The organism is Effusibacillus lacus (assembly GCF_002335525.1).
Lineage (GTDB): Bacteria > Bacillota > Bacilli > Tumebacillales > Effusibacillaceae > Effusibacillus > Effusibacillus lacus.
Genome location: NZ_BDUF01000029.1, coordinates 1 through 16,306 on the forward strand (window position 1 = coordinate 1; position 16,306 = coordinate 16,306).

The window sequence follows — 16,306 nt, forward strand, 5'->3', positions numbered from 1 at the left end:
CAAATATTATCCATGGGTGCTTCGTACGTCAAAGATGAAATATTGTGATAGAGCGAGAAAAACGTAGAAAACATTAATTTATTGAGGGAGGAATCAGGGATGAAGATTGAGACACGATTGGCACAAGCAGGGAACAGGCAAGATTCTGCAACCGGGGCTGTATCAATGCCCATACATCATTCAACGACCTTTTCGCATCCCGCATTGGGACAAAGTACAGGGTTTGATTATACCCGTACGCTGAATCCCACCCGGAAGGTCCTGGAGAGCACAATTGCGGATCTCGAAAACGGAACAAGCGGCTTTGCTTTTGCATCGGGAATGGCGGCTGTCAGTTGTCTGTTTGAATTGTTTGAACCAGGAGACCATATTGTGGCATCCAATGATCTGTATGGAGGCACATACCGGTTACTTGAACAGATCCTGAAACGGAAGGGACTCACGACCACCTATGTGGACACAGGAGACTTGCAGGCTGTGGAAACGGCTGTTCGCTCCAACACAAAATGCATCTTTATTGAAACACCAACCAATCCGACGATGAAAATTACCGATATCAGAGGATGCTCCGCCATTGCAAAAGAAGCAGGCGCCATCACCATTGTGGACAATACGTTTATGTCTCCCTATTTTCAACGTCCGCTTGATCTGGGGGCCGATATTGTACTTCATTCCGGCACCAAATACCTGGGAGGACATAACGACGTATTATGCGGACTTGTTGCCGTAAAGGATGAAGACCTCAGCCAAAGGCTGTATTTCCTGCAAAACTCCATCGGTTCCGTACTGGGACCACAGGATTGCTGGTTGGTGGTTCGGGGCATGAAGACCTTGGCTTTGCGTATGGAGAGACATAATGAAAATGCACAGCTGGTTGCCCGGTGGCTGGAACGGCACCCTCTGATAACCAAAGTCTATTACCCGGGGTTGGACGGACATCCGGGCAAGGAAGTGCATGAGGGTCAGTCGGGAGGCTATGGCGGCATGTTGTCCTTTGAAGTTGTTGAAGAAAGCATGATTGAACCGATTCTGGCCAACGTTAAATTGATTACCTTTGCGGAAAGCTTGGGCGGTGTCGAATCGTTAATTACCTATCCTGCAAGGCAGACCCATTTTGACATACCGAAAGAAGTGCGGGAAGCGTATGGAGTTACGGACCGGCTTCTGCGTTTCTCCGTGGGAATCGAGCATTATCAGGACATTATTGAAGATCTGGCGCAAGCAATTGAAGCGGCGAAAGTCGGGGTGAAAACAAATGAAGATTGAGACATTGGCATTGCATACGGGCGTCGAAACAGATCCGCATACGGGAGCTTCCAGTGTCCCCATTTATCAAGCATCGACGTTTCACCAGACGGATTGGGACACAGCACCCGAGTTTGATTATGCACGTTCGGGGAATCCCACCCGCAAAGCGTTGGAACATAGTATTGCCCAACTGGAGGGGGCCAAGCATGGCTTTGCATTCGCATCCGGTATGGCGGCCATAACCGGGGTGCTGCTTACTTTTTCTGCAGGAACACATATTGTTGCCTGTGAAGACATTTATGGGGGGACGTACCGGGCTCTGACCAGGGTTTTTGCCCGATTGGGGATCGAAACCACTTTCGTCGATGCAACAGATCCGGCAAGCATTGCAGCAGCCATACGTCCCAATACCAAAGCCCTGCTGTTGGAAACCCCTTCAAATCCAACCCTGCAGATCATTGACTTGAAGAAAGCGACCGAGTTGGCGAAGAGCAGGCAACTGTTGACAATTGTCGACAACACTTTCATGACTCCGTATCTGCAACGGCCCCATGAATTGGGCATAGACGTGGTCATCCACTCGGCAACCAAATTTTTGGGCGGACATTCGGACGTGGTGGCCGGTCTTGTTACTGTGTTAAATGATGACCTTGCCAGAGACATCTATCTGATTCAAAACGGATTTGGCGGAATTCTTGGACCTCAGGACTGTTGGCTGTTAATGAGGGGGATTAAGACGCTCCCCCTAAGAATGAAACAAAGCCAGGAAACGGCCAGTTTAATAGCCGGTTATCTCGCCGAACATCCGTCGGTGAAAAAGGTGTATTACCCAGGACTTCCTACGCATCCTGGCAGGGAGGTCCATCTGGGGCAGGCAAAAGGGCCAGGGGCTGTCTTGTCTTTTGACCTGGAGAATGGCGAACGGGTGAGGAAATTTGTGGAACGGCTGAAACTGCCTTTGTTTGCAGTAAGCCTGGGAGCCGTGGAAAGCATTCTTTCTTACCCAGTAAAGATGTCTCACGCATCCATGCCTGTGGAAGAGCGCAACAAGAGAGGGATAACGGACGGGTTGCTTAGGTTATCAGCGGGGTTGGAGGATCCTGAGGACTTGATTGCGGATATCGAACAAGCACTTAAGGGATGATAACGGGTAATGGTACAAAGGGGGAAACGTGCGATGAGAAAAGCTACGCCGAAACGGTTTGACAGTCTTATCCAAACGGACAATCCGGATGATTTGGACGGTCGAATACCCCAATCAGCGCAAGGGGATCCCCAATCCCTGGTGGAGAAAGACAATCCGGACGATGTAGAGATTCCTGACCAGCCTTGAACGTTTAAAGTTTTAGAAAAAGACATGCTTTTCCTGATTGCTGCCGCAGGTTATACTTATTTTGCATATCTTACCATTCATTCATCTGGTAAAAAGGTGGTCAAAGGATGAGCAATCAGGCAGGCGCCAAACATCGGGAAGAGACTTTGAACGTTCTGACCCAGACCCAGATGGTATTAAAAGAAGCTCTGAACAAGCTGGGTTACGGGGAAGATATGTTCGAACTTCTAAAGGAACCTTTGCGGGTCATGACTGTCCGTATTCCGGTTCGTATGGATGATGGCAGCATCCGGGTATTTACCGGTTATCGGGCCCAGCATAACGATGCGGTAGGTCCAACTAAAGGCGGAATCCGGTTCCATCCGGAAGTAACCGAGGATGAAGTGAAGGCCTTGGCGATTTGGATGAGTTTAAAATGTGGAATTGCCCAACTCCCTTATGGTGGGGGCAAAGGCGGCATCGTTTGCGATCCGCGGGAAATGTCCTTCCGGGAATTGGAACGGGTAAGCCGCGGCTATGTACGTGCCATTTCACAAATCGTAGGCCCCAGCAAAGACATTCCGGCGCCAGACGTATTTACCAATTCCCAAATCATGGCTTGGATGATGGATGAATACTCGAGAATTCGAGAATTTGATTCCCCCGGTTTCATAACCGGCAAACCGCTTGTCCTTGGAGGTTCACTGGGACGGGAGGCAGCGACGGCAAGGGGGGTCACCATCGCTATCCAGGAAGCCGCCAAAGTCAAAGGGATTGACTTAAAGGGTGCCCGTGTAGCAGTGCAAGGATTCGGAAATGCCGGCGGCTATCTGGCAAAGTTTATGCACGATGCGGGAGCCCTGGTCATTGGAATTTCAGATGCCTACGGGGCGCTATACGACCCCAACGGTCTTGATATAGACTATTTGCTGGATCGCCGGGACTCTTTCGGTACAGTTACAAAGCTGTTCAAGAATACCATTTCCAACGAAGAACTGCTTGAACTGGACTGTGACATCCTGGTTCCGGCAGCAATTGAAAATCAGATCACAACCCGTAATGCGTACAATATTAAAGCAAAGATCGTTGTGGAAGCGGCAAATGGACCGACCACTCTGGAAGCCACGAAAGTCCTTTCGGAAAGAGGCATTCTGCTTGTGCCCGACGTTCTGGGAAACGCAGGAGGAGTTATTGTCTCTTACTTCGAATGGGTTCAGAACAATCAAGGTTTATACTGGTCGGAAGAAGAAGTGGACAGACGGCTGAAAGAGATTATGGTCAAAGCATTTCACACTGTTTATGACACGGCCCGCATCCGCAAAATTGACATGCGTCTGGCTGCCTACATGGTAGGAGTCCGCAGAATGGCAGAAGCTTGCCAATTACGCGGTTGGGTATGAACAAAAAACAGAACCCGGTACGGGACAGTGCCGGGTTCTTTTATGGGATCAGTTCTCAAATGCCGATCGAATCTCATCAGGTGGTAACCCGTTTGCCAAAAGGACCAACAATTTGATTCTGGCTTTTTGTCCGTTCAAGCCGTTGGAAAAGATGGCGCCCAGTTCCCTCAAATGCTTTCCACCGCCTTCATACCCGTATACATCCTGAACCATACCGTTAAAGCACCGGGAAACCAGCACGACAGGAATGCCTTGTGCGGTCGCTCTTTTAATTCCGGGGACCGCCTTTGGAGGTACGTTGCCCTGGCCAAGCGTTTCAATGACAAGTCCCGAAACGCCCTTGTCTACCATAAAATCAATCAGGCTGCTGTCCACATCAATGGCCATCTTGACAAGTCCGACAGAGAATTGGGAGAGCGATTGTATGCCGTAATTCTCATGTTTGCGCGCGGAGTAGCGAAATTGAATGGACCGTTTGTCAAGGGTTCCCAGAGGCCCGATTTGAGGAGACTGAAATGTTGCCACACTGCTGGTATGCGTTTTCGTAACGTAACGGGCCCCATGGATTTCGTCGTTGAAAACCACCAGAACGCCTTGTCCTGTTGAATCGTCACAGACAGCAGTCCTGACCGAGTTTATCAGGTTGAGAGGCCCGTCAGATCCGATTTCATTTGACGATCTCATGGCTCCCGTAACGATTACCGGCTTGACAGGGGGAAGCTGCAAATCAAGGAAATAAGCAGTTTCTTCCAGAGTGTCTGTCCCGTGAGTGATTACGATTCCATCTGTGTCGGGTTCTTCCATCAGTTGAGCTACCCGGGACAACAATCTTTCCAAATGTGGAAAAGTCAGATGTGGGCTCGGCAGATTGAATACCTCTTCCATTGTAACCTCGGCATACTTCCGGAGGCTTGGAAAAACTGAATCAATGTTTTGGTTGGTGACAGGTTGAACATGCCCCCGGTCGTCTTCCGTCATGGCAATGGTTCCACCAGTTGTAAGAATGTGTATCTTTTTCATCTGTCCCATACCCCCTTGTCATTCAGTATTATATCAGCAAACCGGCAAAAAAATTGTCAAATATTGCAGGAAATTGGTATAATCTCACGAATGTATGTAGTCGGGAGGGAGTCATTTGTCTTTTTTATTGTTGGGTGTTGCTGCCGTAGCGCCGGGAATTGTACTCCTGTCCTACTTTTATCTGAAAGACCTTTATGAGATTGAACCTTTGCGTTCCGTATTGGGATCGTTCTTGCTTGGAATGATCTCGGTCTTTCCGGTTTCCTTCCTGCAGCAGCAGATGGAGCAGTATGTCGGTTCCCCTTTTCTGCATGTGCTGTTTGTAGCGGCGGGGGCTGAGGAGATCATCAAGTTTGTTGTTTTGCTCCTGTTTCTGGCAAAAAGCAAGGAAGCAAACGAAATCTATGACGGAATCTTATATGCGGTTGCCATCTCACTCGGCTTTGCCACTGTTGAAAACCTGGTCTTCGTGATTTCGCAAGGGTGGCAGACAGCAGCCATAAGAGCCTTGCTTCCCATCCCCGGACACGCACTTTTCGCGGTCGTTATGGGGTTTTATGCGGGCAAAGGCATGTTCTCAGGCAGCAGCATCAGGTACCGGTTGCTGGGACAATCTTTGCTGTATGCTTGGGGGTTGCACGCGGTCTATGACCTAATTCTGTTAGGCAGCCATTTTATCTTGGCGTCTTTTATCATTCCCTTTATGATCGGACTTTGGATCCTGGGATTGAGAAAAGTGAAAAGGGCCCAAGAAAAGTCGCCATTTAAACAAAAGATTGACATAGATGGTATGAAGTAACGAAAAGTCTGACGATAATGAGCTATGGAGTTCAAAGAAAGGGGGCATCCTATTGCGAGAGTTAGTTGAGTCAACATGGCAGGGGGATGATGCCGCTGTGGTCAGCAACAATAGGGTGAAAGTGCATATTCGCTGCAGAAAATGCGGAGAAAGTTTCATCCTTCGGGGTTCTCGTGATTTCAAGGGGCATGTCGATACCGGTTTCAAGCGTTGTTTGTGTGACAACGAGAAAGATTTTGAAATTGAAACGTTAAGGTAATTCATCCGTCTACGGGAGCCGAACGGCTCCTGTTTTTTTTTTCCATCCAAATTCAGGGCATAAACCGGTTCCTCCTTCCTCAAAATACAGGAGAGAATTCTCCTTAGGAGGGGATTAAATGAAAACAAGGTGGAGTTGGCTTGCAGCCGGTTTGTCATTGGTTATGGCCATAGCCGTTTTACAAACCGATCCGGTGTCGTGGAAACGTCATTCAGTGCCTACGTTCACCGACCGAATATTGGTCAAGGGCAGTACAGGGATTGATGTCCGTGAACTGCAGGGTCGGTTAAAGCTTCTTGGCTTTTACAAGCAGGATGTGGACGGAATCTTTGGCTGGAGCACCTATTGGGCGGTACGAAATTTTCAATACAGGTTTGGAATAAAGGTAGACGGAAAAGTGGGGGAAGACACCAGAGAGAAACTTGTCCGGGCAACCCGAAACTATAATCCCTATCAACAGCAGCAAGCTGCACCAAGGAGGACGGGAAGAAGGGGCAGGGCAACAGCAACTGCCACACCGTCGCCGATTGTTCATTCAAGCAGCCGTTTGTCCCGGGGCGATATGAACCTCTTGGCCAATGCGGTCTACGGTGAAGCCCGGGGCGAGCCTTACATCGGGCAGGTAGCCATTGCGGCAGTCATTTTCAATCGTTTGGAAGATGCTCGATTCCCAAATACGATATCGGGAATCATCTTTCAGCCGGGAGCCTTCACTGCGGTGGCAGACGGACAAATCTGGCTTACACCAAACGAAACAGCCAGAAAAGCGGTGAGCGACGCATTGAACGGCTGGGATCCATCAGGCGGCGCAATCTATTATTTTAACCCGGACACTGCCACATCCAAGTGGATCTGGTCGAGGCCCCAGATCAAGAAAATCGGAAAGCACATTTTCTGTCGATAATGTCTGTCGAGGAGGCATACCATGGTTAGAAGGTTACTTGCGATTGCTGCTGTACTTGCATTAGTTGTCACCGGTTTTTGGGGATTCCGCGAACATCAACAAAAGCAAGCTTTGCTGCTGAAAGCCGAAAACCAATACCAGCGGGCCTTTCATGACCTTTCCTCCAATCTGGATCTATTGCAGGATGAACTGGGAAAGGCTTTGGCAATGAACACACAACGTCAGCTGACTCCGTGTCTTTCAAACATATGGAGAATCTCCTATTTGGCGCAATCAGATTTGGGACAACTGCCTTTAAGTTTGATGCCCTTTAACCGGACCCAGGAATTTCTGAAGGATATCGGCGAATTCTCCTATCGGGTTGCCATCAGGGACCAGAGAAAAGAACCGCTGACTGACGGCGAATGGAAAACCCTGCAGACCCTTTATAATGAATCGATTGATATCGAGCAGGACATACAGAAATTGCAAACGGACGTATTGCAGAAGAATCTTCGCTGGATGGATGCAGAACTGGCTCTTTCCCAGACACACAAAAAAACAGACAATCAGATTGTTGACGGATTTAAAGCGGTTGAGAAGAAGGTCTCCGAATTCCCGGAGTTACAATCTCAGACATTAAGTGCCATCAAAAGCAAAAACAGGCCTAATATAAACAATGTTTCCGGGGATGAAATCTCCCAGGAGGAAGCGGCCAGGAAAGCGGCTAACTTCCTGGGCAAGGCGGATACAACAGGTATTACGGTGCAAAAGAACGGGAAGGGCACGCTGTATCCCGCCTTTTCCATAACGGTTCAGGAAGCAAACGGTCAAAAGCACTTTATGGAGATGACAGTGAAAGGCGGTCATGTTACCTGGACGGTCAAAGACCGTGAGGTTAAAGACCCTACAATGGATCTGGTTGCTGCCCAACAAAAAGGGGAACAATGGTTGTCAGCCCGTGGTTTTTCCAATCTTAGCCTGATTAAGACCGAACAATATGACAATACCGCCATCTATACTTTTGTTCCAAAACAAGACGGCGTGCTGATCTATCCCGATACTGTAACCGTCAAAGTAGCCCTGGATAACGGAGAAGTTATCGGTTTCAACGGACAGGATTATCTGTTTCATCACAAACAGCGTTCTTTGCAACAACCGAAGCTGACACAGGATCAGGCAAGAAAGTTTGTGTCCAAACATACTGAAGTTCAAGAGGCAGGGCTTGCACTGGTTGAAGACGAGATGGGCAAAGAAGTCCTGACGTATGAATTTATCGGCACCATGGACAATGACACCTACAGAATCTATATTAACGCGGACAACGGTGATGAAGAGAAGGTAGAGAAACTGAAGCAGGTTTGAATCGGGGGAGCGGAAGCCAGACTTGGGCACCGCTCCTTGTTTGCTGTTCGGGATCAATGTATGAAACGTCTCGAACAAGCATACGATGGTGAATAACGGAGGTGTTTCCATGGAATATCGTCGGCCTCAATCCTACGAAGAGCGCTTTTTGGCCGTTTCCACAAGCCTGGAACGGCTTTTGTTTCGCATCGCGATATTGGGCTTTGCAGGCATCCTTGTAAGTCAGATGATCCTTGTCGTCCCGGAGTTAAGACAAGTGTTCTCATCAGTCGATCGGATGGAAGGGCAGAAAATCTCCCAAGAACATACCAACATTGGAACTCCCCATATGTCTCCAAAAGAAATTATTATACGGCCCGTTGGAGACGAACCGTTGCCGGCAGAAGCCTGGGTTAGGATCAATGGCACTCCGGTTGCCCGGATCAGCCAGTCCCAGGCCGTCATTAAAGTCCGCCACATGGACAAAGTGGAAATCCAGACGATGTTCCAAAGAGGGATTTACCGGTTTGAAATCGATCATAACGATCCTTCGATAATCAGTCCCACGCCCGGAACGATCGTGGAAGCCAGTGGAGATCACGCTGCCGTTATCGACCAGATTCTGATTGATCGGAATTCCCTTGCACGATAAAGAAGCGTATGGTAGTATGAGGACGAGCGGGCGTTGCCTGCTCTTTGTTTTCATAGCCCCATTCGGAGGGCTCCATGGGAGGACATAGAATGACGCATCTCAGAGTGGCGATCGACGGCCCTGCGGGTGCCGGAAAAAGCACTGTGGCCAAGAAGGTAGCCGAAAAGCTCGGACTCATATACATAGATACGGGCGCCATGTATCGGGCTGTCACTTGGAAGGCCATAAAATCCGGGATTCCTCCGACTGATGAGAAAAAGATTACCCAGCTGGCTTCCTCCATTCATATTTCGTTTCAATCGAGCGATAACCAGCAAAAGGTCTATGCAGACGGTGTCGACGTTACTGAGCAAATTCGTTCGGCGGAAGTTACCGGAAATGTATCGAAGATTTCAGCAATACCTGGTGTCCGGGCAAGACTTGTCGAACTTCAACGGGAGATGGCACAGACCCGGGGGGTTGTGATGGATGGGCGTGATATTGGAACTTTCGTCCTCCCGGATGCGGAGGTAAAAATCTTCTTGACTGCTTCATTGGAAGAGCGTGCAAGGAGGAGAACGGAAGAGCTTTCAAACAAGGGAATACAAGCCGATCCTGTTGAAATCCTGAAAAGCATTGCCAGGCGGGACGAGATGGACAGCACCAGGGATCTGGCACCTTTGAAAAAAGCGGATGATGCCCGGATCATAGATACAACCGGATTGTCAATCCCGGAAGTGGTTGATCGCATTGTTACCATATGCCATGATTATATAGGCACGAATCGGCGGGGAGAAGAGTACAATGGTGTATAAACTCGTTCGAGGTCTCTTGCGTGTGTTGTACGGGATCTTTTATCCTTTGGAGATTCATGGCGCCGAAAACATTCCCAGAGAAGGGCCCGTCCTGATCTGCGCAAACCATATCAGCTTGTTGGATCCTCCTGCCGTGGGAATTTGGGTGGAAAGGCAAATCTCTTTCTTCGCCAAAGAGGAATTGTTTCGAATTCCTCTTCTGGGCACAATCATCCGAAAGGTTGGCGCCATACCTGTACGCAGGGGGGCTGGTGACCGGAAAGCGCTGGCGGCGACCTTGGAAGTTTTGAAAAATGGTGGAACTGTCGCAATCTTTCCGGAAGGAACCCGGATCAAATCGGGTGTAATTGAACAGGGAAAAAAGGGGGCTGCTTTCTTTGCCCTTCGCAGTGATGCGGTTGTGATACCCGCTGCCATATTGGGTCCCTATCGGCTTTTTCGGAAGACCAAAATCATTTACGGCCCGCCGATAGATCTCAGCAGGTTTAAGGAGGTCAAGGCAAACTCTGCCGTCATGGAAAACGCCAGCGAAGTGATTATGCAGCACATCCGAAACTTGGCCTCATCAAGTATCGAACGTCCGAGGAATTTACATACTATCCAATAATCATGTGAAATTTTAAGATTGGAGCGGTATGAAGCTTATATAGGCTTTCATCCTTGCCAATAAATTTTTATTGTGTTGTTGGGACACAGGTTAGGGAGGAATTGTCAATGGTAGAAGAAATGAAAGAAGTGGCAGAAGTAATGACATTAAATAAAGGTGACATAGTCAAGGGACGAATCACAAAAATTGAAGAGGGTCAAGCCATTATCGATGTTGGTTATAAATACGACGGGGTGATTCCCATTGGCGAGCTGTCCCCGCTTAGAATTGAAAGTGTGGCGGATGCAGTATCTGTCGGAGATGAAGTGGAAGTCAAGGTCCTTCGGATTCATGAGGACGAGGGCAAATTAATCCTTTCCAAAAAGGCGGCAGACGCCAGCAAAGCATGGGATCTGCTGGAACAACGTTTTCAAAACGGAGAAGTGTTTGAAGTCAAAGTGGGAGATGTGGTAAAAGGCGGGCTGGTAGCAGATGTGGGGGTTCGCGCTTTCATCCCGGCTTCTCTTGTTGAACGGCATTTCGTCGAGGATTTCAGCGATTACAAAGGAAAAACATTGCGGGTAAAAGTGGTGGAGTTTGACCGCAACGAAAATAAAGTCATTCTTTCTCAGAAAGCTGTCCTGGATGAAGAATTCGAACGGCAGCAACAAAAAATCCTGTCCGAGATTCAAGCCGGTGAAGTGCTGGAAGGTACAGTCAGAAGACTTACCGATTTCGGAGCATTTGTAGATCTGGGCGGCATTGACGGTCTTGTTCACATTTCAGAGATGGCTTGGCACCGGGTCGACAATCCGTCAGAGGTTGTCAAGGAAGGGGATCGGGTGAAAGTAAAAGTGTTAAAGGTTGATCCCGACAAAGGACGAATCTCCCTTTCCATCAAGGAAGCGCAACCTGGCCCTTGGGCTGGAGTTGGCGAAAAGTTCAAACCTGGTGACATTGTTACAGGAACCGTAAAACGCTTGGTTTCCTTCGGGGCTTTTGTTGAACTGCAGCCTGGTGTAGAGGGACTTGTTCATATATCCCAGATTGCAAACAAGCATATTGCCACTCCTCAAGAAGTTCTGGAAGTTGGCCAAGAGGTAAAAGCCAAGGTATTGGACGTAAACGAAAAGGAAAAAAGAATTTCCTTGTCCATCAGGGAAGTGGAAGGCGACAATCGCCGCAAGGAAGTAGAAAAGTTTGTCGAGAAACAACAGACTACCCAAGGAACTGGTGTCACCCTGGGAGACATGTTCGGGGATCTGTTCAAAAAACAATAAGGGCAGCTCATACCGTAAATAATTACCCCCATACCACTATTACTGTGGTACGGGGGATTTTTTTGATCATTGGTTGTCTACTTTGGGAGAGACTTATGGCGTATAGAGGGGGTACTGCGGGGAAATGCTGTTTAGTTAGGGGAGGGAATGCATACATGAATCCCGGTGTTTACAGTTTTATGATCCTGACTGTAATTGGCATATTGTTCCTTACCGGTTGGGGAACCAGATTCGTCCTCGGTACCCGTCTGCGCAATCTTCATTGGGCCGGTTTGCTGTTTGGAGTCGCTATAGCCGCATTCTTTGATTTGCGGATTGCAAAGTTTCTGATAAATAGTGGCACTCTGATCATTTTTGCTTTAATGGCCCTCTACGTCATCTCCTTCAAACGCCCGGGCTACATGCTGCAGTTCCTTTTGGCCGTTGTAACATCGGCCGCCTGCAGTTTCACCATGATGTTGCTGGTTCCGCATGATCCGGCATTCTATCTGTTGGAATCCCAATACTTGTACCCGGCAGTGGCAGTTCTTGCTTCTTATCTGATTTCACGGGAGCCCCTGTTTTGCCTGAATGCATCGGTAACAGGCATCTTACTGGCGGGGATCTTTCATGACAACCGTCTTGCGGTGCATGATTCTGTCCTGCGTATAGGAGGACCGGAGTTAATGGATCTGACAGCGACAGTCCTGATGATGTCGATGGCGGCAGATGGCTTTGTATTTTTGTGGGGAATGGTTCTGGCAAGACTCTCCCGCCGGCAGCCAGGGAAATTGGAAGGGGATCCGACATGAGTCTGTACACCGAAATGATATTGGTTGGAACCCTGCTTGGCACACTCGCCCGCCTTTATATGCTGCGGACAGACTACCGCCAATATCCCACCTATCCGCACGGACGGGTGATTCATATCGCATTGGGGGTTATTGCGTCAGGTTTAGGGGCGGTGGCGGTACCGTCCCTTTTTGAGAAGAATTATACGGCTGTGACGTTTCTCGCTCTGGCGGCTCAGCAGTTCCGGGACGTAAGAAACATGGAGCGCCAGATGCTGTCCAATGTAGACCAGAATGAGTTGGTTCCCAGGGGTATAACTTACATAGAAGGGATTGCCATGGTATTCGAAGGCAGGAATTATCTTGTCATATTCACTGCGTTTGTCTCATCCCTTGCAACCTATTTCAGCGGTTGGCCGGGAGGAATCATGGCGGGGGCAGCAGCCATTGGAATCTGTAATCGTTTCATGTCCGGCAATGTAGTTGGTGACATTGCTTATATCCAAGAAGGCGACTTGCACTTTGACGGCCCCAACCTGTACGTGGATGATATCCATATCATGAATATCGGCCTGCAAGATTCCAAGAATGAAATTCTGGCTCATGGGATGGGACTGGTCTTGATCCCCAAAAATGTTAATTCAAAGACCACGTTGGCCCATTTGGGCCAGCGGCAGGCCATCATCCATGAATTGTCCACCATATTGGGGGTCTACCGGGACAGCGGCACACCATCTTTTGTACCTTTGTCAAAGAGAGATTTGGCTTCGGGCAGGTTGGCATTTTTCTTTCTCCCGATGGAGAAGGACTTTGAAACGGCGAAGCAGATTGTGGTCCGGTCGCCGGTGCTTGAAAATTCCATTCGTAAACCCCTCAAATCAAAAGCGCTCAAAAAAACAAAGGGGACATGACAGATGGGCACTACGCTGGAAAAGACCATTCTTGCGGTAATCACCACAGCAAGGGATAAAGTCGGGGGGAGCAGCCCGATTTTTTATGCCAATGACCCAAAGGAACTGCAGTCTACGGCTTTCACCCTGGAAAAAATCCTCGATGGAATTGCTCATGAAGTCACGCAAGAGACGATGATTATTGTTCGCCATTGATTGACTGTTGACTCAAGAGACTTCTCTATTAGATAATAATCAATTGAGACTGCAAAATACATGTCAGTCTGGAAAGCAGGTGATGAGATGCCGAAGATTCAAGCGGTTCGGCCCGGGTCGCTGGCAGAGGAACTGGAACTGGAGCCTGGCGACGAAATTAAGTCGATTAACGGCCAACCGATCAAAGATATTATAGATTATCAGTTTGCCATTACCGACGAGGCGATTGAGCTCGAGGTAATCAAGTCAAACGGGGAAGAATGGCTGATTGATGTGGAAAAAGGGTATGATGAAACACTGGGTGTGGACTGGGAACACCCGACTGTCGACCGCATCAAGCTCTGCCATAACAAGTGTGTATTTTGCTTTGTCGATCAAATCCCGGGCAACATGCGACAGACCCTGAACATGCGGGATGACGATTACCGGTTGTCCTTCCTGCATGGAAACTTTGTCACGCTGACAAACTTAAAACAGGCGGATCTGGAACGGATCGCCCGTTTGAAGATGTCTCCCCTGAACATTTCCGTTCATACCACCAATCCCGAATTGCGCAACTTCATGGTTGGACATAAGAAAGCGGGGGAAATCCTCAACCAGATCGCTTACCTCGCGGAACACGAGATCGAAATGAATACCCAGATCGTGCTTTGTCCTGGGATGAATGATGGAGAAGAGTTGGACCGAACCATCAGGGAACTGGCCCCTTACTGGCCTCAAGTAAGGACTTTGTCCGTGGTTCCGGTTGGTTTGACCAAACACCGGCGGGGTCTTGCAGAAATAAGGAGTGTGACCCCTGAAGAGGCCGACAGGGTGATCAGTCAGGTGGAAGCTTGGCAGGAGAAGTTCCTTCAGGAAAAAGGAGCCGCGTTCGTACATGCGGCTGACGAGTTTTATGTGATGGCCGGACGGGAGGTCCCGCCTGCCGAACGTTACGATGAGTTTGCACAAACGGAAAACGGAGTGGGTCTGATCCGGAATTTTCTGGACGAGTTGGAAGAGATCAAGGAACAGATTCCTTCCTCCTTGAAGGAAAGACGTCATGTGGCCGTTGTAACGGGAATGTCTCCTGCTGATACGATTCGCCGCGGCATTCGACTCCTGGAGAATGTGGGCAACCTCAGGGTGGATCTGCATGTGATTCGAAACGATTTTTACGGGCATATGGTGACGGTGACCGGATTGATAACAGGCTTCGACATTGTTGCCCAACTGAAAGATACTTGCACGGCGGATCTGGTCATGATACCCGACATCATGCTGAAAGATGATGCAGATATTTTCCTGGACGATTATACGGTTGACCGGTTGTCGGCCGAATTGGGAAAACCGGTGCTGGTGCTGCCGGCCAACGCTACCGGATTGATCAAAGGGGCGTTGGGGATGACAGACAAACTGCCCCCCCGCAGACGCTATGAAGCAACGCTGGCACACTCCGGAATGTTAGGCTGTGCAGGCGGTTTCTAAACGGCCTGCAGGCCCATTTTTTTACGAAAGGCGGTATCCAAACAATGCCAAAACCGGTTGTAGCTATTGTCGGACGTCCTAATGTAGGGAAATCAACTCTTTTCAACCGCTTGGCAGGAGAACGGATCGCGATTGTCGAAGATAAGCCCGGAATCACCCGGGACCGTATATACTCCAGTGCCGAATGGTTGGACAAAAAATTTCATATCATAGACACCGGCGGTATTGAAGTTGGCACCGACGATGAGATTCTGTTGAGAATCCGGGAACAAGCAGAGCTGGCGATTCAGGAAGCGCATGTCATTATCTTTTTGGTGGACGGGCAAACGGGTTTGACTGCAACCGACAAAGAAGTTGCAGACATCCTGTATCGTTCCGGGAAACCCGTTGTACTGGCGGTAAACAAACTTGACAACCCCAATATGTTAAACAACAGGTTTGATTTTTATGAGCTGGGATTTGGTGATCCAGTTCCCATTGCAGCCGGTCATGGCATAGGGCTTGGGGACATGCTGGATGAAGTGGCCAAGCATTTTCCTTCGTATGACGAAGAAGAATACAGTCCGGAGACAATCAAGTTCGCCATGATCGGCAGGCCAAACGTAGGAAAATCCTCTTTGGTCAATGCGATCCTTGGGGAAGAGCGAGTCATGGTGTCCGAAGTGGCCGGTACGACCCGGGATGCAATTGACACCCCTTTCTCTCGCGGGGAACAGGATTTTGTGATCATTGATACGGCTGGAATGAGAAAACGCGGAAAAGTTTACGAGACCACCGAAAAATATTCTGTTCTTCGGGCACTGCGGGCAATTGAAAGGTGCGATGTGGCCGTCTTGGTCATTAACGGTGAAGAGGGCATCATCGAACAGGACAAACGCATTGCCGGCTATGCATTGGAAGAAGGACGTGCTATGCTGATAGTGGTAAACAAATGGGATCTTGTGGAGAAGGACGACAAAACGGCGCATCAGTTTGAGCAGCAAATCCGCAAGGAGTTTCCGTTTATTCCTTGGGCGCCGATCCTGTTTGTGTCGGCCAAAACAAAACAACGCATTGCAAAAATCCTTGATGCTGTGGTAAAAGCTGCTGATAACCACGCATTGCGCATTTCCACTTCCACAGTCAACTCCGTTATCGAAGATGCTGTTATGATGACTCCACCACCAACTGACAAAGGAAGAAAGCTTCGGATCAATTATTCGACCCAAGTGGCAGTAAAACCGCCTTCCTTTGCTATCTTTGTGAACGACCCGGAACTAATGCATTTTTCATACGAACGGTTTTTGGAGAACAGGTTGCGGGATGCCTTCGGGTTTGAAGGAACGCCGATCCGTCTCTTTATCCGAAAAAAGACCAAAGACTGATTAGCTGATTTCTGGAGGAGAT

Annotated in this window: 18 protein-coding genes; 17 read left to right on the top strand and 1 reads right to left on the bottom strand. The window is 48.9% G+C overall.

Features of this window, described 5'->3' with window-relative positions; translation table 11 throughout:
- The first annotated feature begins 99 nt into the window (after nt 1-99).
- The 4 genes from EFBL_RS06790 (at nt 100) to EFBL_RS06800 (ending at nt 3,960) form a co-directional block, all read left to right on the top strand.
- A complete protein-coding gene (locus tag EFBL_RS06790) occupies nt 100-1,266 on the top strand; it encodes a trans-sulfuration enzyme family protein (protein ID WP_096181388.1) in 1,167 nt (388 codons plus the stop codon).
- Nucleotides 1,256-2,392, top strand: coding sequence for a trans-sulfuration enzyme family protein (locus tag EFBL_RS06795; RefSeq protein ID WP_096181389.1), 1,137 nt, complete (start codon nt 1,256-1,258; stop codon nt 2,390-2,392). The genes EFBL_RS06790 and EFBL_RS06795 overlap by 11 nt, the downstream gene beginning before the upstream one ends.
- A gap of 33 nt (nt 2,393-2,425) precedes the next feature.
- On the top strand, nt 2,426-2,581 hold the full coding sequence (locus tag EFBL_RS20480; RefSeq protein WP_165912511.1) for a hypothetical protein: 156 nt from the start codon (nt 2,426-2,428) through the stop codon (nt 2,579-2,581).
- A gap of 107 nt (nt 2,582-2,688) precedes the next feature.
- The gene (locus tag EFBL_RS06800) at nt 2,689-3,960 is read left to right on the top strand and encodes a Glu/Leu/Phe/Val family dehydrogenase (RefSeq protein WP_096181390.1); all 1,272 of its coding nucleotides are present in this window, start codon (nt 2,689-2,691) and stop codon (nt 3,958-3,960) included.
- 48 nt (nt 3,961-4,008) lie between these two features.
- On the opposite strand, the gene EFBL_RS06805 is transcribed toward EFBL_RS06800, so the two are convergent.
- Nucleotides 4,009-4,980, bottom strand: a complete 972-nt coding sequence (locus EFBL_RS06805) for an asparaginase (RefSeq protein ID WP_096181391.1) — start codon at nt 4,978-4,980, stop codon at nt 4,009-4,011.
- Nucleotides 4,981-5,095: 115 nt separating this feature from the next.
- On the opposite strand from EFBL_RS06805, the gene EFBL_RS06810 reads away from it, so the two are divergent.
- From EFBL_RS06810 to der, 13 genes are all read left to right on the top strand, one after another.
- Entirely contained in the window at nt 5,096-5,779 is a 684-nt protein-coding gene (locus EFBL_RS06810) for a PrsW family glutamic-type intramembrane protease (protein WP_096181392.1), read from the top strand.
- 52 nt (nt 5,780-5,831) lie between these two features.
- Nucleotides 5,832-6,038 (top strand): hypothetical protein, encoded by a 207-nt coding sequence (locus EFBL_RS06815; protein ID WP_096181393.1) that lies wholly within the window; start codon nt 5,832-5,834, stop codon nt 6,036-6,038.
- 118 nt (nt 6,039-6,156) lie between these two features.
- A complete protein-coding gene (gene sleB / locus EFBL_RS06820; protein WP_096181394.1) occupies nt 6,157-6,942 on the top strand; it encodes a spore cortex-lytic enzyme in 786 nt (261 codons plus the stop codon).
- Nucleotides 6,943-6,963: 21 nt separating this feature from the next.
- On the top strand, nt 6,964-8,286 hold the full coding sequence (gene ypeB, locus EFBL_RS06825; protein WP_096181395.1) for a germination protein YpeB: 1,323 nt from the start codon (nt 6,964-6,966) through the stop codon (nt 8,284-8,286).
- 109 nt (nt 8,287-8,395) lie between these two features.
- Nucleotides 8,396-8,917 carry a hypothetical protein gene (locus tag EFBL_RS06830; protein WP_096181396.1) on the top strand — a complete coding sequence of 174 codons (522 nt, stop codon included), beginning with the start codon at nt 8,396-8,398 and terminating at the stop codon, nt 8,915-8,917.
- An 89-nt stretch (nt 8,918-9,006) separates the two neighbouring features.
- Nucleotides 9,007-9,711: a (d)CMP kinase gene (gene cmk, locus EFBL_RS06835; protein ID WP_096181397.1), complete on the top strand. Its 705-nt coding sequence runs from the start codon at nt 9,007-9,009 to the stop codon at nt 9,709-9,711.
- Nucleotides 9,701-10,318, top strand: a complete 618-nt coding sequence (locus EFBL_RS06840; RefSeq protein ID WP_096181398.1) for a lysophospholipid acyltransferase family protein — start codon at nt 9,701-9,703, stop codon at nt 10,316-10,318. The genes cmk and EFBL_RS06840 overlap by 11 nt, the downstream gene beginning before the upstream one ends.
- Nucleotides 10,319-10,425: 107 nt before the next feature.
- Nucleotides 10,426-11,577, top strand: coding sequence for a 30S ribosomal protein S1 (rpsA, locus tag EFBL_RS06845; RefSeq protein WP_096181399.1), 1,152 nt, complete (start codon nt 10,426-10,428; stop codon nt 11,575-11,577).
- Nucleotides 11,578-11,732: 155 nt separating this feature from the next.
- Nucleotides 11,733-12,368 carry a YphA family membrane protein gene (locus EFBL_RS06850; RefSeq protein ID WP_096181400.1) on the top strand — a complete coding sequence of 212 codons (636 nt, stop codon included), beginning with the start codon at nt 11,733-11,735 and terminating at the stop codon, nt 12,366-12,368.
- Nucleotides 12,365-13,258 (top strand): YIEGIA family protein, encoded by an 894-nt coding sequence (locus EFBL_RS06855; RefSeq protein ID WP_096181401.1) that lies wholly within the window; start codon nt 12,365-12,367, stop codon nt 13,256-13,258. The genes EFBL_RS06850 and EFBL_RS06855 overlap by 4 nt, the downstream gene beginning before the upstream one ends.
- 3 nt (nt 13,259-13,261) lie before the next feature.
- Nucleotides 13,262-13,453, top strand: coding sequence for a capping complex subunit for YIEGIA (locus EFBL_RS06860; RefSeq protein WP_231705704.1), 192 nt, complete (start codon nt 13,262-13,264; stop codon nt 13,451-13,453).
- 87 nt (nt 13,454-13,540) lie between these two features.
- Nucleotides 13,541-14,920 carry a DUF512 domain-containing protein gene (locus EFBL_RS06865; RefSeq protein ID WP_096181402.1) on the top strand — a complete coding sequence of 460 codons (1,380 nt, stop codon included), beginning with the start codon at nt 13,541-13,543 and terminating at the stop codon, nt 14,918-14,920.
- Between the two features lie 44 nt (nt 14,921-14,964).
- Nucleotides 14,965-16,284, top strand: coding sequence for a ribosome biogenesis GTPase Der (gene der, locus EFBL_RS06870; RefSeq protein WP_096181403.1), 1,320 nt, complete (start codon nt 14,965-14,967; stop codon nt 16,282-16,284).
- Nucleotides 16,285-16,306 lie beyond the last annotated feature (22 nt).